Raw genomic sequence first — 20,681 nt, 5'->3', positions numbered from 1 at the left:
ATCCTGCCGTGAACGACCATGCGAACGAAACGCCTCCAGCCCGCCGCCGTTGGTGGGTGCTGCTGGTCGCGGCGGGATTGTGGCTGGGACTGCCTGGTTGGGGATGGGCTCAACATGGCTGGCAGGCGGTAGAGAAAACCCTGACCGCCTTTGCCATGCCGGTGGGACTGATCTGGAATCTGGCCACCGCGGGCTGCTTGTTCGCCTTGTGGAGTCGTCGCGATCGACTCGCTCTTCACTACTTTATGTTTCTTGTGTTGATCGGCTTTGTTGGCAATGGCTGGATCGCGGGGCAATTGAATCGCTGGCTGGAACGCCCCGTCGCAAAGTATGTGCGGCCGCCCGTGGGGGCGTTCGATACGGTTGTTTTGCTGGGAGGGAGCACAAAACTGGGGCCCGCTGGGGAGCCGGAGTTGATCTGGGATGGTCAACGGTTGTTATTGGCGGCTCAGCTGTATCACAGCGGGCGGGCGCAGCGGATCCTTGTCACCGGCGGCAACCCCGTCTTTACCGAACTGGAACCCTCCCACGCCGCGCAAGCTCGAGGTCTATTGGAATCGATAGGAGTTCCGGCGGCGGCGATCGAGTCGCTGGAGGGAAGCAATACGCGAGAGGAGATCGCGCTGTTGAAATCTCGACTCGATGCCACCGATGGAAACGAGCGCTGGGGAATGATCACCAATGCCGGGCATATGCCGCGGGCGCTACGACTGGCAGAGCGCGCGGGATTGCAGATCGACCCTCTGCCGATCGTATTTCTCGGTCAGGGCGAAGGAACCTTTGGGCTCCTTGGAATCGTGCCCACAGCCCATGCGGTGCACCAGACAACCGTTGCCGCCTACGAAATCTTGGCGGGAATGGTGGGACAGTAGGGGCGACGCGAGTGGAATTCCGCGAATGAGTCCTCGGCTGGAGGAATTCGCACAGAACCTGAGGCCCCGAATTAAAAGCAGCTGGCTGCAGATGCCATTGGCGATGGCCTACTGGTGAGGGGAGGACGCACTTTCGCGGGAGCGAAAGGCGACCAACGGGGACGCAGGGGAAGAATTTTTGCCAGATGCAAAATTTAACGATGAAAACGATTGCAACCACCTCCTCTGGGGGTTAATGTTTGACGTATGGAAATTTGCCACCCTCGAATCGCAATCCGCAGCTTGTGGATCGCTGTTGCGCTCTTCTGTAGTGCGATGGGGACTTCCTCTGCGGAGGCCGCGATCGATGTGGGGTTGGATTCGAATTTGCCCGAAGTCGTTTCGATGGCTCCAGCAACGGACAACGTGCCGAGCTTGATCGAAGACACGCGGATCGATTTTGGTTTTCAGATGGTCGACGGTTCGACGCCAACTGGGCCCTTGTTTGGCCTGTTGGTAGGGCGAATGGGGGATCTCAGCGATCACGATGGTCGTTGGATTCGCTGGCGGCGAGAACGGGTCGACGAGCTGCGTGCGGTGCAACTGCTAGACGACATACCTCGGCTCATTCTTGTTTGACACATAGGCCAAACAGAGTGACTTACTTTACAAATGAAATGACGAGGATTCTTCTAATGACAAAATATCTTGCTTTACTTGCTCTATTGCTGACATCGGCAACCGCAAATGCGGCTGCTGTGTTCCCTTCGATCGATGGTGGGGCTTTCAATGCCGTACAAAACAATCTGACGTTCACTGTTTCGGGAACATATGCGGATGCAGTCGGCGCTGGTGCCGGAACGTTCGGAACGGATGATACGTTGAACCTTAAGTATGATTTGACCGGCAATTCCGGTGGCCCGGTACTTGATTTTACTATCGAGTTCTCTGGCGTAATTGGTGCCGCAATCGTCGGTGGCTATACGTTCTCGAGCACTCTTATCACGCTGGATGGACCGATGGGCAATGAGCTCAACCTGACTCCAGTTGAATCCATCGTCACTGTTCCTGACTTGGCGGGAACCTTTAGCATGCTCCTCGGAATGTCGGCAACGACGATTTCGCCACTAATCACGCCCGGTTCAATCAACTTTTTGCCGGTTCCCTATGCAAGTTTTACTGGTTCGCCTGGCACTCCAGTACGCAGCGGCTTGTTTGACTTCTCGCTCATATCTGCGGGCGCCAACGGCACTGGTCTTGGTTTGGGGGGGACTGTGGTGGCAGGCAGTGCAAGCGGTATTGTCAACCCCATCCCCGAACCCGCTTCGATGCTGACTCTGTTGGGGTGCGTTGGTGGAGCTTGTGCGATGGGACGTCGTCGTCGCAAAGCTGCACGTGCCGCTTAAGGTTTCCGATGATTTCGGGCCTCCTTGGATGAGGAGGCGTTGATCGACTTTTGAAGGCAGGTTCTCGCATCGAGGACCTGCCTTTTTTTGTTTCGGCGATACAAGGTGTTTGTGTCTGGGACGGATTGGGGGCGACGTTCAAGGCCTGACTGGCTGCGAAGTGAATCGCGTCAACTTTTGCCTGCTGGCGACCCTCTGTGGCATCTCCTAGCAGGGCGTCATGCCGCTTGTAGAGCCGCGATCGCCAAGGGGTTGCAGCATCCGAGCTACTCGACCACGGTGCGGCACGGCGATCAGGTCGCCGGTGTGCTGCCGTTTTTGCTCGTAAACGGTCCCATCTTTGGCAGCTTTCTGGTCTCGCTGCCTTACATCGATACCAGCGGTGTCTGGGCGGCCGGCGCCAAGGCGGCGACGCGGTTGATCGGTCGGGCGTGCTGGCGGGCCGATGAACTGGACGTTAAATATCTGGAGCTCAGGCACGAACAGCCTGTCGAGCATCCGCGGCTGCGTCACCGTAGGAAGTCCCGCCTCTTTTGCAGGGGAGCTCTCGCACGCACAGCAATCCCAATCGCTGTTTGAATCGATAGTGGGGGCCGGTGGCGGCTATCCTGCCGCGGGAGGGAATCAATACGCGAGAGGAGATCACGCTGTAGAAAAGCAGCTTCGATGCTACAAGGAAATACCGCGTTGGGGAATGATCGCCAATGCCGGACATCTACCTAGTGCATTTGGGAGTCATCCTTGTTTGGGGAGCGCGGGTTCGTAGGGAGTCCGTATAGGAAGCTTGCTGGATTTGGATCCAGCTTTGACTCATCGCGTTCGGAACTGCAAACGAACTCGCTTTTACGAGACCGAAAGGCAACCAGTAATGATTGTCTGGCAATTGCAATTTTTATCTATTTTAAATGATTGCAGGTACGACTCCTGGTGTTTACTATGGAAAACATGGTACTGCACAGAAAACCAGTTGTTGTCCACAGCCTGTGGATCTTCCTTGCACTAATTTGTGGCGAGGTCGGAACATCGGTAGCGGATGCTGCGATCGATGTCGGATTGGACTCCAGGCTGCCTGAGATCCCTTCGATGCAATCAGCGGCGGATGATGCGCCGGTCAGGGTCGAAGCTTCCTGTTTGGATTTTGATTTTCAAATAGTCGACGGATCGTCATCCAGCGGTCCCTTGTTTGGATTGCTGGCAGACCGAACTGGGGTTCCGGATGATCTCAACGGTCGCTGGATTTGCTGGCGGCGAGAGCGTGCCGATGAGCTTCGCGGATTGCGTGTGTTGGATGAGATACCTCGGGGCATCCCTGTTTCGACCGACTAAACAAAACGACAATTTTTACAAACGAAATGACGAGAATTCTTTTAATGACAAAATATTTTGCTTTACTTGCTCTGTTGCTGGCATCGAATTCCGCCAACGCGGCAGCTGTGTTCCCGAAGATTATCGATGCTGGGCCCTATGATGGCGTGCAGAACGATCTTGGGTTCTCTGTTTCCGGTTTTATGTCCGATGTAGGTGGAGATGGGGCCATTAGTGCAGGCGATAGCTTTATGCTCGCGTTCCAGCTTACTTCGAACGGCGGCAACCCTTTGGTTGATGGCAACGGAAATGGGCTCGGGATCATATTGGGTGTGAAAACTTCCGGTGCTGGAATCCTCAGTTCCAGTAACCTCATTGACAACATATTTGGTCCTGGGCAACTGGCTGGCTTCGCCGGACCGGTCGCGAACTCGGCAAGCGCGGCATTGATATCTGGTGATTTCAATAGCGTGGGGACGCTTGAAAGTCAGAGCGATTTTTCTAACGAATTCGCTGGTTTTCAGGTAGAAGCGTTGTTTAATCTGCCAACGTCCGGGGCTGGTGTTGCTCGCCGTGCCGTGATGCCCACTTTGGGAACCAACGTGGGCAGCATTCTGTTGACTGCTGGCCTCATATTTTCCTCGGCGAACTCAACTCTACCAGGCATGGTGGGGACAAGCTTTTTGCCGGTTTCGGTTTCGGGGGTTGCGTTCAACGACTTTGCTTTACGTTCCGTTTTCAAGGTTGATTCTGCTGCTAATGCAACGACGCGACTAGTGAATCTTCCTGCAACGGCAACAGGCGCCGTGAACCCAGTTCCGGAGCCGGCTTCGATGCTGACTCTGTTGGGTTGTGTTGGCGGGGCTTGCGCGATGGGAGGTCGTCGTCGCAAGACTTCGGCTGCAGCTTAGGTTTACTTTAGATCGTTGGATTCGACGTCCGAAAGAGAAGGCGTTGATCGAGATTTGAAGGTAGGCTCTCTTATCGAGGGCCTGCCTTTTTTTGTTTTTGCGTTGCGAGGTGTTTGTGGCTGGGACGGATCTGGTTGTTGAGGTTCAAGAGTTGAATGGCCGCGATGGTATGTGTTTCGGTTTACTGCCCACTTGCGACGCCCGCTGGCCTCGCTTGGCAGGGCATCATCCCGCGTGGAGCGTAGCGATCGCCAAGGGCTTGCGGCACCCAAGCTATTTGGTCACGGTGCGGCACGGCGATCAGGTCGCTGGAGTGCTGCCGTTGATGCTGGTTAAAGGTCCCATCTTTGGCAGCTTTCTGGTCTCGCTGCCTTACATCAATACCGGCGGTGTTTGGGCGACCGATGCCGACGTGGCGACGCGGTTGATCGATCGGGCTTGTCAGTTAGCTGATGAGCTGGACGTTAAATATCTAGAACTCAGGCAGGAACAGCCTGTTGAGCATCCGCGGCTGAACTTTCAACGGACCGATAAAGTCCACATGCGGTTGCCGTTACCAACCACGGATGAACTGCTCGACAAATCGTTCAAGTCAAAGCTCCGCAGCCAGGTTCGCAAGGCGGGCCAATTCGATCATCGGATCGCTTGGGGAGGCAGCGAGTTGTTGGACGACTTCTACCATGTCTTCGCTGTCAACATGCGCGACTTGGGGACGCCGGTCTTCTCCAAGCGGCTGTTCGCCGAGATCCTCGATGCTTTTGCCGGGGATGCGGAGTTGTGTGTTGTTTATCAAGCGGAGCAGGAAAAGCTATTCCCTGTGGCGGGGGCGGTGTTGGTGCATGCCGACGGAGTGACCGAGGTCCCCAGCGCCAGTTGTTTGAGGGTGGCTAATCCGACGGGAGCGAATATGTGGATGTACCGGCATCTGCTGCGTCGTGCCATTGAGCGTGGCAGTCGCACTTTCGACTTTGGCCGCAGCAGCATCGATAGTGGCACCTCTAAGTTCAAAGCGCAGTGGGGGGCTCAGCCACATCCAGCGGTTTGGCAGTATTATGTCCGCAAAGGAGATGTCGAAGCGATGCGTCCCGATTCGCAAACGAATCAGCGGCGAATCAAGATCTGGCAGAAGTTGCCCGTGTGGCTAACGAGATCGATTGGCCCAGCGATCGTTCGCGGAATCCCCTAGATAAACACATCGTTGGTGGGCTCGGCATGTCGAATCACCCGCAGAATCGAATTTTCCGGTCGTTCTGGCAGCGTTGGTATGCTGTACTTTTGTCACCAGGTGTATGGAATCAACCCATTGGAGGTTAATATAGCGACGGCGGCTTGCTTCAGCCTTGTAGGCTGGCGCCCGCGACAGGGGGAGTAACTAATTTTGTTTCGGCGAATTAGCCGCCGTCTGGTTGCGTCTGGTTGTCGAGAGAGAAGCCAGACGCAAACGCACGCCGGCCGATGCTTTTCGGACTGAAGCACTGATTTGCCCTGCGGGCGCTCCAAGATTGGATGTGATTTGTGGTGCCTTTGATGGAACTACCAAGTTTGAAGCTTATTCGGTCGCTACCGCATATTCGCGACAGACTTTGGCATGCGGAGCCGTGGGGGGTGGAGAGTGTTACCGCTGCCGGGAAACGCCGGATCTCGCCAGCGCTCCCCTTTGCCTTGGTTGGTTCACATCCCAATTGCCAGATCCGCCTTCCCGACCAATCGTTGCCCGATGTCGTTTGTTTGGTCTGCGTTTTCGGAAGCCAAGTGGAAGTCACACCGCTGGTGTCGACGCATCCGATCAGTGTTGAAGCTTCTTGCGGAGGGGCGAGTTTCCATGTCGGCAGGAATCGAATCACCGTTGACGTTCAAGAGCCTGGTAGCGGTTCGCCGGGGTGGTTCCCAAGCGAACGTCCCGATTTGGAGCTCACGTACCTAAATCGTTGCAGGCGGTTGCGTTTGCAGCGTCGTTTGACCCTAATGGGGGCCGAGCGTCCCTGTTCGCTACGCCTCCGTTTGTTGGGCTTGCAGCCGTGCCAGGGAGCGTTGATCGTCGTGTATGATGATCTTTGGTACCTATCGTTATGCCCCGCAGACCATGCAATTCCACGTGTTGGCGCGACATGGCAAGATTTATCCGATGCACCGTATCAAGTCGGCGAGATTGGAATCCGTCGCTTGCCTCGCCCAGTCCCTTCGTGCGTCGATCGCCCAGGGGCAGCAGCGCGGCGACACATTTCCGCCACTAGAGTGCAGGAGGGAGGTTTAGTCTTGGCAAAATCGAAATCGAAGGAGTCGAAGAAGTCGAAGAAGGACAGGCGTCAAACGCCGAGTTCTTGCTCGATCGATCCCGATCTGTTGACAGCCCAAATCACGCGACGGACCCAATCGCTGGGGCGATGGCGATGGTTGAAGCAACGTTTCTTCTGGGGGGCCGTTATCGCGCTAACAACGGCGCTTTCGACCTATACGATCATCGAGATTTTGAAGGCTGTGCGCCGACGAAACTTGGAATTGGAGCTCGATCTCCCCTGGCTGACAGCGATTCGGGAGTGGTTCGTAAGTTACCTATAGAGATTCGCTTGTCTTTTGGCGGCCGCTAATAGGACAGGCTTGTTCTGGGGGCGCTAAATGGGCGCTAAATGGACAGGCTCGTTCAGGACGCTGCATGGTGCGTCTTGCGGGTGGTTGGCTGTGCCGCTGGGGAGTGTGTGTTGGGGGGGGGCGTGGTCGTTGTGGTATTTTGAGGCGTGTTGTGGCATTTTTTCAGAAGACTGGCGTGTTGCTGGGGTGAATTTTCTGGGACTTGATGTATCTGTAGCCCAGTGATTGGGCAAGCTGTGGTGGTGATGCCCCGGTGAAGGGGGCTAGTCGGGCGGTTGGGGCGATAGGTTGCGGAAGTGATGGCCAGGTGCGGTGGTGATCTCTGCGACTGTCTGGTTGTTGGATGCAAAAAAGCTGCCGCGTAGGCTCTTTGCGTGAAGCATCTTGTCGGCCCGAGTCTGCCAGGCTTCGAGTGTTGATGATAGTCGGTCAAAGACTTCTTTCACTCCTGCTTCCATGTTTGCTTTGCCCTCGCGAAATAGACGTCCGGTGTAATCCAGCACCAGCAGGTAGCTTCCCAGCGGAAACGATTCCAGCATCCCCTCGCGACACTCTAGCCCGCCGGCTTCATCTCGCAATGCGGTTCGGCGGTCTTCGATCGGGACGAGCCAATGGTCTTGTTCCATCGCGCCAGCGGCAACACTTGCGGCGACACTCCCCCGGCGGGCCGCCTTCAACCGCTCGATTTCTTTTTCGCCCTTCTGGCAAACATGTTCGACACGTTGGTGTATCGACGTGTGTAGACCCTGCTCTGGAGTCGAGGCGATTCCGGCAGCCAGTGGGTTGAGGTCGATGTAGGTGCTTGTCGCCAAGAGGGCATCGTCGTCGAGAATCGCAATGCTCTTATAGCGTGCTTCCCAAAACGTCCCGCGGCAGCCATCGGCTTTGTTGGCAAGCCTGGCGAGTGGTTCTTTGAGCGATTTCATGAACCAGCCAAGATTTTTGAGCCGATCTCGCAATAGAGTCACCCGCCGTGCGTCCTTTGCGTGTTTTTCAAGCCATTGCCGAACAGCCTTCTCGTCGTCCGACTTGAGCGTTTTCGGGGGATAGATGGCAATCCATCGCCGCATGACTTCCTGGGGACTCCATCGATCAGCCGCCTCGGGATCGAGCCTGCACAGCACATGCAGGTGGTTGTCCATCACGGAAAACCCGCCCACTGAAATGGCGAAGTTAGAATCGAGCAATTGCAGTCGATCTTCGATCCACTGCCGCCAGTCTCGCTTGGTATCTCTACTGTTGTCGTGCAAGAGTAGCGTTTGTCGCACGCAGCGTGAGATACAGTGATACCAACGTGTCACCGCTGGATCGACAAGATACTTTCGAGCCATCGTCATCGGAAAATCCTCCGCGAGTTGCCCACATGAAAGCAATTGTAAAGTGCTGGGGAGCGAAGGCAATTGAAGACGCCTGTCCCGAACGAGTTTGGGAGCTCAGAAACACCTGTCCTTAACAGGTCCGTAGCCGTCGAAATGCCTGTCCTTAACCTGAGCCGATCAGCTTGGGTGGCCTTTGACCCCCTCTTGGGAGAGGGGCAGTGAAAACGCCTGTCCCGAATGGGAGCTGGCAGTGAAAACGCCTGTCCCGAATGGGAGCTGGCAGTGAAAACGCCTGTCCCGAATGGGAGCTGGGAGTTCCGAAACGCCTGTCCTTAATAGGTTCCTTAATAGGTACGTATCCGTCGAAACGCCTGTCCCGAATGGGACCGAATGGGACCGAATGGGAGCTGAGAACATAGAGGCGGCTGTTCTGGTCGGGTGTTGAACCTCTGTGCTGAGTCCTGACGTGTGAACCGCCCTTCAGCACCTTTTCAACGAGCAAAGAGCAAAATGCCACGATGTGCCTTTCTGACGATTGCCAACCAAGACGGTTGGCTGATCGACGACTATCTCGTCCATGAGCCGTTGCGGCAACTGGGGTGGGAGATTGTCGATTTGGCCTGGGATGGCGATGTCGATTGGAATACGTTTGATGTCGTGGTGATCCGCAGCACCTGGGATTATCAATACGCGCTGGATCGGTTCCTGGCCGTTCTCAAGCAGATCGACGAGTCCAAGGCGACGCTCTGTAATTCGCTCGCAACCGTTCGTTGGAATGCGGATAAGTGCTATCTGTTCGACCTGCAACGCCGCGGAATCGAAGCCGTTCCGACACAGCACGTCATGTCGCCGACACCGGATGACATTCAGAACGCGCTGGTTCGCTTTGACGCTTCGCAGATCGTGGTCAAGCCGACCGTCGGCGCAGGCTCGGTCGATACCTTCCGCATCACGCCGGCGACGCCACTGGAGGACCTCGCGAGCCACTGCGAAACGCTTGCTGGCAGGTCGTGTTTTATCCAGCCGTTTATGGATGGGATCACGGCGGAAGGTGAGTTCTCGCTGATCTACATCGATGGGCAATTGAGCCACACGATTTTGAAGACGGTCCGCGACGGAGACTTCCGCGTTCAGTCCCAGCACGGCGGCGGAGTGACGTTCATCCCAGAACCGGAAGCGGCACTGGTTGCTGCCGCTGATCGAGTGATCGCGGCACTCGATGAAGTTCTGCTGTACGCCCGCGTCGATCTCGTGCGAACGCAGCAAGAGTCGTTTGCGTTGATGGAACTCGAACTGATCGAGCCGCGACTCTATTTCGAGTTCGCCGAGCATTCGCCGCAGTTGTTTGCCAACGCAATCGCGCGCCGAAGCACACAAAATTCAGGCGGTTGATAGGGGCGTAACCCTCCCGCAACGGGCGTCCATCGTCGCTTGCGGGAATCCGCGAGCAGCACTGCAGCGCGGCGAAGGAGTTCGTTTCGCGATCAGCCGATGTGACGCAGGCCACACCTGCTTCGATCAGCTTGCTGATTCTTCGATCCGCGTACCGATGTTCTCACCGGAAACGGCGCGGACGATGTTGCCATCTTTCTTGAAATTGAAGACCAGAATCGGCAGCGAATGCTCGCGGCACATCGCGATCGCAGTGGCGTCCATTACGCGTAGATTGCGTTCGATGACGTCTTTGAAGCTCAATCGATCATAGAGCAGCGCGTGCGGGTTTTTCTCTGGGTCTTCGCTGTAGACGCCGTCGACGCGAGTCGCTTTTAAGACCACGTCGGCTTCCAGTTCCAGCGCTCGCTGCGCCGCGGCGGTGTCGGTGGTGACAAACGGTCGCCCGATGCCAGCGGCCAGGATGATCACGCGTCCCTTTTCCATGTGACGGATCGCGCGTCGGCGGACGAAGGTTTCGCAAACGCCGTCCATGCGGATCGAAGACATCACGCGAGTTGGGCAACCGATCTGTTCCAACGCGTCTTGCAGCGACAGCGAATTCATCACCGTGGCCAGCATTCCCATGTAGTGCGCTGTCGATTCGTTGATCAGACTGCTGCGTCCGGAGAATTGAGCGCCGCGCAAGATGTTGCCGCCGCCGATCACCACGGCGACTTGGCATCCACTCTGCGTCGCCTGTTTGATCTGCGCCGAGATGTCGCCGACTTCTTCCATGCTGATCCCACGCTCGCCCGAATGAGCCAGGCTCTCGCCGCTGAGCTTAAGGACGACGCGTTTGTATCGGAGTTCGGAATTGGCAGCTTCGGTGGTCATGATGTATCCGGATGGTTTCGCAGCAGGCGTTTCTGCGTGGCAGAGTGGGATGGTGGAGTCCAAAAAAATCCCGGTCTGACAATGGAGTCAAACCGGGATCTCGATTTCATATACTTAGCACGGACCGGCGATTAAGCTTCGCCAAGGATCCAGTGGGTGTAGCCCTTGACGGTCAGGCCGTTTGCTTTTGCGTATTCGCCAACGGTTTGCGATTCTTCTTTGACGAACGATTGTTCCAGCAGAACGCGTTCGGCGTAGTAGTTTCGCATCCGACCTTCGACCATCTTGTCGACGATCGCTTCGGGCTTGCCTTCTGCGATCGCAGCGGCACGCAGCGTTTCGCGTTCTTTTGCAACCTCGTCGGCGTCCAATTCTTCGACGCTGAGCGCCGAAGGACGCATCGCGGCGATGTGCATTGCAACGTCTTTCGCGATGTCGTCGTTGCTGCCTTCAGCGGCAACCAGGACGCCTGCGACGGTACCGGCGTTGTGTTGGTATCCACCGCAAGAGCCATCGATGCGGACCATGCGGCCGACGTTGAAGACTTCGCGGATGCGGTTGAACAGATCGTCCTTTTGGTCGCCCAGAGTCTTGCTGGGGTCCGAAGGCGAAGGTTGGGCGAGCAGTTCTTCGGGAGTGCTGGCACCGGGGCCGGTCGCCAATTGTTGTGCCAGGTCGGTGGCCAATTGAACGAAGCCTTCGTTGGTGGTTACCGGTGCGCTTTCGCACAGCAGTTCGACCATCGCTCCGGTCGATTTATCCAAGCCCAGGTACATTCCGAAACGACCAAACGCGGTCTCGCGGTCGGCGCGTTTGTCGAGCATGTCCTTGCCCTTTTTGCGGAGCAGTTCGAATGCTTTTTCTTCGTCGCCACCCGCTTCTTGCAACGCGTTCTTGCAGTCCATCAATGGAAGGCCGGTTCGAACGCGGAATGCCTTAACCGCTGCTGCGGAAACCTGCGTCATGTCTATGATTCTCCCTGTCTGGTTTCGTCGCGGCGCTCGGGACGCCGCCGGTTGAGTTATGTGATCGTTTTGCGGAAATTCGCTAGACGGCTGGCCCGATGGACCAGCCGCCGTCGAATTTTTACGTATTAAGGAAGCCGCTCAACATGCGATGATCGCATGCGACGCTTGAGTACCAATCTTGGGGACTAAGTTGTCGATGGAGCTGGTGCCATTGTTTCTACTGCCGGTGCCGGAGCGCTGTCCTTCTCTTCGCTAGCGCTTTCGCCCTTGCCTTCGCGGACGGCGTCGGCCAATTGGCGAACGATCAATTCGATCGAACGGATACCGTCGTCGTTGCCTGGGATTGGCAGATCGACCAAATCGGGATCGCTGTCCGAATCGATCAATGCGATCGTGGTGATACCCAATCGCTTCGCTTCGCGGATCGCGTTGCGTTCCTTGCCTGGATCGATGATCACCAAGCATTCGGGAATGCGGTTCATCGTGCGCAAACCGTTCAGGTTGCGGTACATCTTGCGATGCTCGCGGTTGAGCGACGATTGCATCTTCTTGCTGTACATGTCCATCTGGTCGTTGTCGCGCAGCTTCTCAAGTTCTTCGAGACGAGTCAGGCGGCTACGAATGGTACGGAAGTTGGTCAACGTTCCACCCAACCAACGCTCCGAAACGAAAGGCATGCCGCAACGCAGCGCTTCTTTTTCGATCGCTTCGCCCGCTTGGCGCTTGGTACCAACGAACAGGATCAAGCTGCCGCCAGCGGCGACTTGCGAAAGATATTTCTTGGCACGCAACATGCCACGCAATGTTTCGCGGATGTCGAGAATGTGAACCTGGTTTTTGCGTCCAAAGATGTACGGAGCCATCTTGGGATTCCACAGGCTGGTACGGTGTCCAAAGTGAACGCCCGCTTCGATCATGTCCTTGACGATTGAATTCGACATCGAGTTCTTCTTCTCCAGAGTGAGCACGGGAGTTCGAGACGCAAGCGATGCCGGCGTTTGCCGGATGCGAGTCGTCCAGGGCAACATGCCCTTCGCCTTCCCCAAGCTAATAAAAAGTGGTTTTGAACACCCTGGCCCACGTTTGTCGCGGTGGCCGGGTGGATGCGCAAAATCTCGTGCCGCTAAGTCTATCGCAGCCTGAAATTTACGTCAATTGCTGATCGATCGACGATCCCACCCCAATCGACGGCGGATCTGTCATTTACTTGCGGTCGCTGCATCTGTTATTGATCGGTTTTTCAAGCTCCCAATCCACCCTAAAGGTGCCGCAGGAGCCCGATTGTTAATTTTTGGAAGCCGCCATGGTTCTTGGGAAAACAGCAGGCCAAGCTGCTTGCCGCGTCTGTAGTTCCGCTGGGCTGGAGCTGATTTCGACCCGCGATCGCCGTCGACAGGCGTTGGAAACCGTCGTCTGCACCAGCTGTGGGCTCGTTCAGCACGCGCAAATCCCTACCAGCGAAGAACTTGCGGAGTTCTATAGCTCCCAATACCGAATCGACTACAACGGCGAAGCGACTCCCAGCAACCGCCGCGTCTATCGCGAATGGCGTCGCGGACGCGAGCGTTTTGACGCTCTGAGACCCTTTATCGAACCGGGAGACCAAGTTTTTGAGGTCGGTTCGGGAATCGGTTGCAATTTACGGCAGTTCGAAAATTTTGGCTGTTCGGTCAGCGGAATCGAGCCGGGCGAAGGGTTTTGCCAATATTCTCGGCAGCAGCTGGGCGTGAACGTTCGCTGTGCCTTCCTCGAAGATTTAGCCGACGACGCCCGGCAGGATCAATCGCTGGTCCTGTTAGTGCATGTCCTCGAACACCTGCCCGACCCTGTCGACGCGCTGCGGCAGATCCGGCAATTGATGCGTCCCGATGGCCACCTGTTTGTCGAAGTCCCCGATTTCGGCCGGCCGCACGCCGCCCCGAATCGTGTCTTTCACTACGGACATATCTATAACTTCACCGAGATCTCGCTCCGCAACGTGGCGCACAAAGCTGGCTTTCGGACGCAGCCGGTCTCGCTGAAGAGCAGCCATTTGCCGAATCTAGCGTTGGTTTTGACTCCCGATTCCGATGCGGAGAAGGTTCCGATGGTCAACGGCTACCGGATGGCTGTCGACGCTTACCATCGCTATACGCCGCTGGAGTACCACTTGCGGCCAGCCAAATTGCGGACGGCGATCGGCAAGGCGATCGATCACGTCGACGAGTTTTTGTTTGCATCGAGCCAGGTGGCTCGGCTGCGCGCCGACCGACCTGCAGTCAGCACCGCTCGCTCGGGGAATAACTCGTCGCCGCAAACCGCCATGGCGAGTGCCGTTTGCGCCTCTGGCTAGGCGCTTCGGAGCGGTAGCGGTTCGTCGTTCGCGGATGGCGAATTGTCTAAAAGCCGCATCCGGCGTAAAGTGGCAGCCCTAACGGATTGCGAGGCGGAAGCGTCTTGTGGTCTGGCGGGCAAGTCTCTCTCGGGGGCTTGAGTCTCTTTCCCCTATGCTGCCGGTAACCTTCCAAGTCCATGCTGCCACCGACTCTTCTGATCATTCTGTACTGCGTAATGATCGTGGCTGCATCGTTGTTGGGCGGTCTGTTGCCATCGATTTTGCGGCTGACCCACCTGCGGATGCAGGTCATTATGAGCCTCGTTTCGGGGCTGATGCTGGGCGTCGCGATCATTCATATGCTGCCGCACGCGGCGATGCGAGTCGATTCGTTTTTGCCAGTCGCCTATTCGATGCTCGGCGGCGTCGTGGTGATGTTCTTTCTGTTGCGGGTGTTCCACGTTCATCATCACACCGACCCGGATCACAGTCGTTGCGATCACGATCACGCCGACCATCCGGCGGTTGAATCGGTCGGCGGCGATCCTCATCTGGTCACCGTGTCGGAACACGATCACGCGCACGAACATGTTCACGATCACAGTCATTCACACGGCCACGCTCATGGTCACAGCCACTCGCACGACGATGCGGTTGCCAATTTAAAACTCCCCAGCCGGTTCAGTTGGCAGGGATTGTTTGTCGGTTTGGCGATCCACACGCTGATCGATGGCGTGGCGTTGGCAGCGAGTGTGCGGAGCGAATCGGGTGGCGGGATGACGTTCCTAGGACTAGGGACGTTCCTAGCGGTGATGTTGCACAAACCGCTCGACGCGATGTCGATCACGTCGCTGATGCGAGCTCGCGGGACATCGATGGAGAACCAGATGTTGGTCAACTGCGGCTTCGCGATGGCCTGTCCGTTGGGAGCAATCTTGGCGTGGAGCAGCCTCGCATCGCTAGGCGGTTCGCCGACGATGGATCTCATCTTAAGCTGCAGTCTCGGGTTTTCAGCCGGATTTTTCTTGTGCATCGCGCTCGGCGATCTGCTGCCCGAAGTCCAGTTCCACTCGCACGATCGCGGCAAGTTGACCGTCGCGCTGCTGTTAGGACTGTTCATCGCGATCGCGATCGAAGCCCTGCACACGCATCCCTAATCGATGCGGAAAATGCGATCGGCAAGATCCTTGCGGCTGTCGCTGCGATTCTATTTGCTAGTCGACGCGAGTTTTCTCGGCAAATTCAAACGGACAGCAAAACCGGCGGGCAGCTTCAAGTCGGTGTTGTCGATTTCGAACAGACAACGAAACGTTCCACTGGTCGCGTCGACGATCGGTGCGACGTAGATCGCGGTGGCCTGCAGCGATCGCCCGACCGGCGCATCGGCTCGCATCGCGTATTGGTGCCCGACCGCGATTTCGCCAAACAGAGCGATCGGCAAAAACATCTCGATCTCCAACCGGCGGGCGTCGACGATCATCAACGCTGTTTCGTTGGGATCGATCGGTTGGCCTTGCTTCTTGTCGATCCGGACGACTTGCCCGGCGAAGGGGGCCACGAGATGAAACTTCTGCAGCTCGGCCGCCTTCAACTCCAGATTCGCCCCGGCCGCGTTGGCTTCTTCCTGTTGCACTGTCAGTGCAGCCTGAGCCTGCGCGAACTGACTTCGCTTCTCTTCCAGTTCGAATTCGGAACTCGCCTGTTCGCGGAAAGCTTGCTGCAAACGATTTAATTGTCGGCCGATCAATTCAGCTTCCAATCGCGCCGCTTCGACAGTCCCGTGTTGCGACGCCTGGGCTTGAGCGACTTTCCAAGCGGCTCGCACCACCGCATCTTGCAGCGACAACAACGGTTCCCCTTTTTCGACCCATTCCCCGTCGCAGACGTGGACTTTCGCGACGACCCCAGGAATTTCGAACCGCATCTCGCTTTCCAATTTGCCCCTCGCGATGCCGTGCAATTGGCTGCGCGTTTCAAGGATCGACGGATCGTATTGCAACGCATCCCATTTTGCACCACCTGTCGGTTCGACGGCGTCGACCGTCGATTGGCAAACCACTGGAATCCAGACCGCTGCGAAAAAGAGGGGCAGTAGAGTGAAAGGTTTCATCTTTGAAGTCTCAATAGTAGGGATCGCGCGATCGCGTTTAGCTCATCGACAATTTTTCGACAAACACAATCAATCGCCTAGCCATCCAGAAGGCGAACGGTTCATAGCGGCGTGCAAAGTTCAAACTGGCTTGGCTTTTGTGACGGACAAGTTTCTGGATCGTATCGGGAAGTTCTACCTTCACCTGAACCAGCGGTTCGATCGTGCGACCGGTGCTGGGATCGACCGGGATGTCACCACCGGCGACATGCGTGGCGGCCATCTCGTCCATCTCGATTTGAGCCGCCGGAGCGATGTGTGCGATCTTGGCTGTGTAAGATCCCAGCCGAGCGCCGGGAAAACGAACGTTGACGCGGTCGCCGATCTTGGGCGAGATGATCCTCATCTGTTCGCCGGTCAGCCAAACGTTGACGATCGTTGTCCCTTCGACCACCGTCGCCAACGGATCGCCGACTTGGACGAAGCGGCCTTGATCACGCGGCGTCATGCTTTCGACGAGCGATCCGGCGGCGGGAGCGCGGACGACTAGATTCGTCATGTTTTGTTGGGCGTGCAGCAACGTGTGTTTGAGGCTGTGGACCTCGTGTCGCATTTGAGCCATCTGCGAAAGGTCGACCTGTCCGACTGCCTGCAGTTCCAATTCGGCGCGGTTCAGCATCGCCCGATCGATCTCAAACTGCAGTTGCAGATTTGGGTTTCGCAACCGGACCAACGGTTCGCCACCGACCACCGGTTGTCCGACTTGCCCGTCGATCTGTTCAACAAAACCTGGCGCTGCGGCGCGGATCACAAACTCCTGTTGCCCGCCGACAACACCGGTCGCGCGAATCCCGCCGGGCGTCGGCAGGATCAATAGACTCAGAGGAAGCACGACCAGCGGGAGCAGGCTGACGAGATAGGCGCGAGGGCGAACCGATGCGGTTTGGTCGCTGTACCATAAGTATGCGATGAACTTCTTTAAGCTGCCGCCGATCGAATGCACGAGGAACAGTCCGCCGAGGAACATTCCGAGTAAAAAGGCATGGGACGCGAGTAGCGCCGAGAGGCCCAAGAAGACGAAGATTCGATAGATCGATGCCGAGACGCCGTAGGTGAGCATCGCGATCCGCATCGCTGGTGTGGCAGTGCTCTGCGGGACGGTTCGCAAGCCGAGAACTCGCCGTTGGAACAGCGTGTTGATTTCGTTGGTCGCCCGTTGGCGAAGGTTCGGGATGCCCAGCAGGTCGCTGAGAATGAAGTAACCGTCGTATTTCATCAACGGGTTGGCGTTGAACAGGATCGTGATCGCCGTCGCCATGAAGACCAGTTGATAGGCGATCGAACCGACCATCGTCGTCGGTCCCCAAAACGCCCATACGAAGACGGCGGGGATCGCCACCAGCGACTCAAAATACATCCCGCCGAGCATCACGATCAAGCGATGCGTGCGACGTGGGAAGGTCCACGCGGCGCTGGCGTCGACGTAGGCAAGTGGGGCTCCCATCATCAGGATCATCCCCATCTCGGGAACTCGGCCACCGAAGATCTTGCAGGCGTATCCGTGGCCCAGTTCGTGCCACACTTTCAGCAGTGCCAGTACGACTGCAAGAGTTGCGACATTGGAAGTGGTCAGCGTTGCGTTGAGCGGTTGAAAGAAGTCGTCGCGGCGGAGCACGATGACCGAAGCGGCGATCAACATTCCGAGCAGCCAGATCGGGACGAACCACGCGGAAAACAGCCATCCAAACCAGCGTGCGGTTCGCTCCAGGAACGCGTCGGGGCGAGCCAGCGGGATCCGCAGCGACATCAACTGCATCGGCAGCGATTTGATTTTGGCTTTCTGGATCTGTTTGTATCGCTCGTACAACTGCGGCCCGTTGTTGGCTGGCAGCGACAGCACGCCGAGAGTTTGCAACCGCAAGATGAAGCGGTAATAGCCCTCTTCTTCGCTGGCGTCTAAATCGCCGCGAGCAACCATTTCCTCGAAGCACTGCTTCAGCGTCAACGCTTCGTCGAGCGCCGCGACGATCGTATAGTCTTGCAGGCTGAGTCGATGGTTTTGAAAGCTGACCGGATCGTGCAGCATGTACGACGGTTCGCTTTGGAACAGATGTCGGCTGACCGTGACGTCGCTGCGCAGCATCGCTCGGGCATCGGCAAGACGCTCGGCGAGGGTCGGTTGTGCGGGAGGATTGGTCATCGTTACAGCCAGAATTTCATGTGCAAGTAATCGACAAGGCCATGCATCGTGACCCACCAAACGGCTTTGCGTTGTGCTTGAATCCGGCCGACTCCTTTCATCCCCGCCTTCATCCAATCGGTTTGCGATTGCAGTTCGGCTTCCGCGATGAAGACGTTTTTGCCTTCGACCACCTGAGCTGCTCCGCCGACCCAGTCGATCTTGAAGGGGATCGATTGATCGGGGTGCGAGTAGGCGCGGAACACGCCGGTCTGATCTTGAGCGACGTAGGGAGCCACGTGGTCGGGAACCATGATCTCGACGACCCAGCGTTCGCCGGGGGCGAAGGTGACCAACGGTTCGCCTTGAGGCAGGACTTCGCCGATTCGTTTTTTGAGATCGGCAGCGACCACGATGCCGTCGGCGGGAGCTCGCAAGACCGATTGTTCGATCTGGTTTTCGATGCTGTCCAGCTGGCTGTGCAAGACGCGGACGTCAGCTTTTGCGAGCGCCGCTTCACCGACTTTGCGATCGGCGATCGCTTGCCCGACTGCCACCTCGGTGCTGGCGATCTGGGCTAGTAATTGATTGCGTTGCAGTTGCAGCTCTCGGCTGTCCAAGACAACCAAAACCTGGTCCTTTGTGACACGGTCGCCCGAGCTGACCAGCACCTGTTCGATTCGCGAATCGATTGGCGCGGCCATGTGCAGAATACTCGCGGGGGAGAGTGCGCTTTCGCACATCGGGCGGTAGGTCAAACTGCCGAACAGGAACCAAGCGAAGAACAGTCCCGCGGTGATCATCGCGGCTTTGCGAGCGTGCGATTGTGGTTTCAGCCACGGCATGACGGCGCCGCGTCCCTCTTCGCGGACGTGCTCGGCGATCGATCGGCTCGATTTTTCGATCAACTGCAGCGACGGACCAAACGGTTCCAACAGCTTTGTGAGCGACTCGAGATCCTCGTCCAGGAACGGTTTGTCGGCGGCTCGCGAGAGCGTCACGACAGCCAGCACCTCGTTCTCTAGCATGATCGGCACGCTGAGGATCGCGCTGTGCGTCTGTTCGCTCCAGCCGCGATGGATCGGTAGCGAGCGCTGTTCGTGTTCGTTGTGTCGGCCGGCGAAGACGGGCGTCTTCTGGTCGAAACACTCCTCCATCACCTGCCGCATGTCGGCTACGCCGGGGCTGTTCTGCTTCAGCGTCGAGAGTCCCGAGATGGCTCGCACCTCGACGCGTTTGCCACGGATCAGTCCAAGGCCCGCCTTGCCGCAGACAAATCGGTCAGCCAAGGTGTTGACCAGAGTGATCGCAAACTCGTGCCGGTCGCCCATCTTGGCGACACGTGACAAGACGCGAGCCCAGTCGGCGTTGCTGTGTGTCTTTTGTTCGGTTGGTTGGGAGTCGATGCATCCGGCGGCGGCGAGTGTCAACGAATTTAGTTCGGCCACCAACGCGTTGATGTCCGATTGGTTGCGCGGGACCAACGCGACGGCGAGACCACCTGTCGTCTCTCGCTGCAGCGGATCGCGGATCGGAACGCCGATCGTGACATACTTTTTGGTCGCGTCGAGGGAATTGATCCGAAAGACCGGCGCCTCTTCGCAGATCGCATCGGTCAGCGTTTCGGCAACCGCGATCGACCCGACTTCGATCAGCATCGTCCCCGACAGTCGCTGGCTCTGGTGGGCGTCGTTGTAGCGAGCGGCTTGATCGCGGACATCGATCTTCGCGACCAGCGGTTTGTAGTGCTCGACGATCGTTGCGAACAACTGGCGATAGACCGCGGCCGAGGTCGTCCCCTGGGCGGTCAGGCTGGTGACCAATCTCGCCAGATGCCCCAACACAAACGTGTCGGCGGATTGGTGCGTTGGTGATGTGGGAGTGTCGATGTTTGTAGGAGCTGACATGCGGCGAATCCTTGAGTTGATTTAACGGCTCGTCGCTGTTAGAGCATCGGCTGAGGTGGATTGCTGCGATCCTGACGCGGATTGCTGAAGAACGTAAACCCTTGTTCGAAGCTCCCCTCGCGGATCATGCGGCAGCGGACGCAGCGGGCAAAAAAACTGCCCAACTGCGTTGCGGGGTCGGTTGTCGATAGCCAATAGACGTCGCCGACCATCAGCGGTTTGTTGGTCATGATTCCACAGCCGGTATCCGAAAGATCGCGGAGCTTGCCGGCGAGTTTCCACGCGCCCCGCTCTCGCGAATTTCCAGGTTGGATTTGCACGGGCGTATCGAGCCGACGGCGTTCGGCGACGCGTTGGGATTCGTGGCTGGTTGTGCGGCAGAGTTCTTCGAGCGCGCGGAGATCGTTGTCTGCGCCGAGCAGTTGTTCGCCTGCAACTAGATGTTCGCCGAGCATTGAGCTGTGCCTTCGTCGGATTTCTCGAGAGAGTACTGGACGAGAAAATCTAGGTTAGCCAGGGGCGCAAGCGGGCAAAGTGGCAGCGGTTCGCAAAACGGATGCCGGGTGTTGGCTCGC

General features: G+C 57.3%; 18 protein-coding genes. 10 read left to right on the top strand and 8 right to left on the bottom strand.

Going from position 1 to position 20,681, the window contains the following annotated elements; all coding sequences use genetic code 11:
• Positions 1–8 precede the first annotated feature (8 nt).
• The 7 genes from CA51_RS19975 (at position 9) to CA51_RS19945 (ending at position 7,032) form a co-directional block, all read left to right on the top strand.
• Positions 9–872: a YdcF family protein gene (locus CA51_RS19975; RefSeq protein WP_145122951.1), complete on the top strand. Its 864-nt coding sequence runs from the start codon at positions 9–11 to the stop codon at positions 870–872.
• 315 nt (positions 873–1,187) lie between these two features.
• The gene (locus tag CA51_RS19970) at positions 1,188–1,490 is read left to right on the top strand and encodes a hypothetical protein (RefSeq protein WP_145122950.1); all 303 of its coding nucleotides are present in this window, start codon (positions 1,188–1,190) and stop codon (positions 1,488–1,490) included.
• A gap of 56 nt (positions 1,491–1,546) precedes the next feature.
• A complete protein-coding gene (locus tag CA51_RS19965) occupies positions 1,547–2,257 on the top strand; it encodes a hypothetical protein (protein ID WP_145122949.1) in 711 nt (236 codons plus the stop codon).
• A 927-nt stretch (positions 2,258–3,184) separates the two neighbouring features.
• Positions 3,185–3,583, top strand: coding sequence for a hypothetical protein (locus CA51_RS19960; RefSeq protein ID WP_145122948.1), 399 nt, complete (start codon positions 3,185–3,187; stop codon positions 3,581–3,583).
• A 44-nt stretch (positions 3,584–3,627) separates the two neighbouring features.
• A complete protein-coding gene (locus CA51_RS19955) occupies positions 3,628–4,473 on the top strand; it encodes a hypothetical protein (RefSeq protein ID WP_145122947.1) in 846 nt (281 codons plus the stop codon).
• 169 nt (positions 4,474–4,642) lie between these two features.
• A complete protein-coding gene (locus CA51_RS19950; RefSeq protein ID WP_145122946.1) occupies positions 4,643–5,659 on the top strand; it encodes a FemAB family XrtA/PEP-CTERM system-associated protein in 1,017 nt (338 codons plus the stop codon).
• Positions 5,660–6,729: 1,070 nt separating this feature from the next.
• The gene (locus CA51_RS19945; RefSeq protein WP_145122945.1) at positions 6,730–7,032 is read left to right on the top strand and encodes a hypothetical protein; all 303 of its coding nucleotides are present in this window, start codon (positions 6,730–6,732) and stop codon (positions 7,030–7,032) included.
• Positions 7,033–7,325: 293 nt separating this feature from the next.
• Here the strand turns inward: CA51_RS19945 and CA51_RS19940 are convergent, their stop codons facing one another.
• Positions 7,326–8,399, bottom strand: a complete 1,074-nt coding sequence (locus CA51_RS19940; protein WP_145122944.1) for a hypothetical protein — start codon at positions 8,397–8,399, stop codon at positions 7,326–7,328.
• A 492-nt stretch (positions 8,400–8,891) separates the two neighbouring features.
• Between CA51_RS19940 and CA51_RS19935 the strand changes: the two genes are divergently transcribed.
• On the top strand, positions 8,892–9,773 hold the full coding sequence (locus tag CA51_RS19935; protein WP_145122943.1) for an ATP-grasp domain-containing protein: 882 nt from the start codon (positions 8,892–8,894) through the stop codon (positions 9,771–9,773).
• Between the two features lie 126 nt (positions 9,774–9,899).
• Here the strand turns inward: CA51_RS19935 and pyrH are convergent, their stop codons facing one another.
• The 3 genes from pyrH to rpsB all read right to left on the bottom strand — a co-directional run bounded on the left by pyrH (position 9,900) and on the right by rpsB (position 12,558).
• Positions 9,900–10,649, bottom strand: a complete 750-nt coding sequence (gene pyrH, locus CA51_RS19930; protein WP_145122942.1) for a UMP kinase — start codon at positions 10,647–10,649, stop codon at positions 9,900–9,902.
• Between the two features lie 131 nt (positions 10,650–10,780).
• On the bottom strand, positions 10,781–11,614 hold the full coding sequence (tsf, locus tag CA51_RS19925; RefSeq protein WP_145122941.1) for a translation elongation factor Ts: 834 nt from the start codon (positions 11,612–11,614) through the stop codon (positions 10,781–10,783).
• Positions 11,615–11,802: 188 nt separating this feature from the next.
• Entirely contained in the window at positions 11,803–12,558 is a 756-nt protein-coding gene (rpsB, locus tag CA51_RS19920) for a 30S ribosomal protein S2 (RefSeq protein WP_145122940.1), read from the bottom strand.
• Between the two features lie 362 nt (positions 12,559–12,920).
• Between rpsB and CA51_RS19915 the strand changes: the two genes are divergently transcribed.
• Both CA51_RS19915 and CA51_RS19910 read left to right on the top strand, forming a co-directional pair.
• On the top strand, positions 12,921–13,949 hold the full coding sequence (locus CA51_RS19915; protein ID WP_145122939.1) for a class I SAM-dependent methyltransferase: 1,029 nt from the start codon (positions 12,921–12,923) through the stop codon (positions 13,947–13,949).
• 179 nt (positions 13,950–14,128) lie between these two features.
• Positions 14,129–15,088: a ZIP family metal transporter gene (locus tag CA51_RS19910; protein WP_145122938.1), complete on the top strand. Its 960-nt coding sequence runs from the start codon at positions 14,129–14,131 to the stop codon at positions 15,086–15,088.
• A 50-nt stretch (positions 15,089–15,138) separates the two neighbouring features.
• On the opposite strand, the gene CA51_RS19905 is transcribed toward CA51_RS19910, so the two are convergent.
• Genes CA51_RS19905 through CA51_RS19890 form a run of 4 tightly spaced genes read right to left on the bottom strand, consistent with a single transcriptional unit; the run spans position 15,139 to position 20,561 of the window.
• Entirely contained in the window at positions 15,139–16,041 is a 903-nt protein-coding gene (locus CA51_RS19905) for an efflux RND transporter periplasmic adaptor subunit (RefSeq protein WP_145122937.1), read from the bottom strand.
• A 37-nt stretch (positions 16,042–16,078) separates the two neighbouring features.
• Positions 16,079–18,220, bottom strand: coding sequence for an HlyD family efflux transporter periplasmic adaptor subunit (locus CA51_RS19900; RefSeq protein ID WP_145122936.1), 2,142 nt, complete (start codon positions 18,218–18,220; stop codon positions 16,079–16,081).
• Positions 18,221–18,222: 2 nt separating this feature from the next.
• Positions 18,223–20,106: a GAF domain-containing protein gene (locus CA51_RS19895; RefSeq protein ID WP_145122935.1), complete on the bottom strand. Its 1,884-nt coding sequence runs from the start codon at positions 20,104–20,106 to the stop codon at positions 18,223–18,225.
• Between the two features lie 38 nt (positions 20,107–20,144).
• Complete coding sequence (locus tag CA51_RS19890; protein ID WP_145122934.1) at positions 20,145–20,561, bottom strand: PilZ domain-containing protein; 417 nt, start codon at positions 20,559–20,561, stop codon at positions 20,145–20,147.
• Positions 20,562–20,681: the final 120 nt, after the last annotated feature.

It is taken from the genome of Rosistilla oblonga (genome assembly GCF_007751715.1).
Taxonomy (GTDB): domain Bacteria; phylum Planctomycetota; class Planctomycetia; order Pirellulales; family Pirellulaceae; genus Rosistilla; species Rosistilla oblonga.
This window is presented reverse-complemented; position numbering and strand designations above follow the sequence as displayed.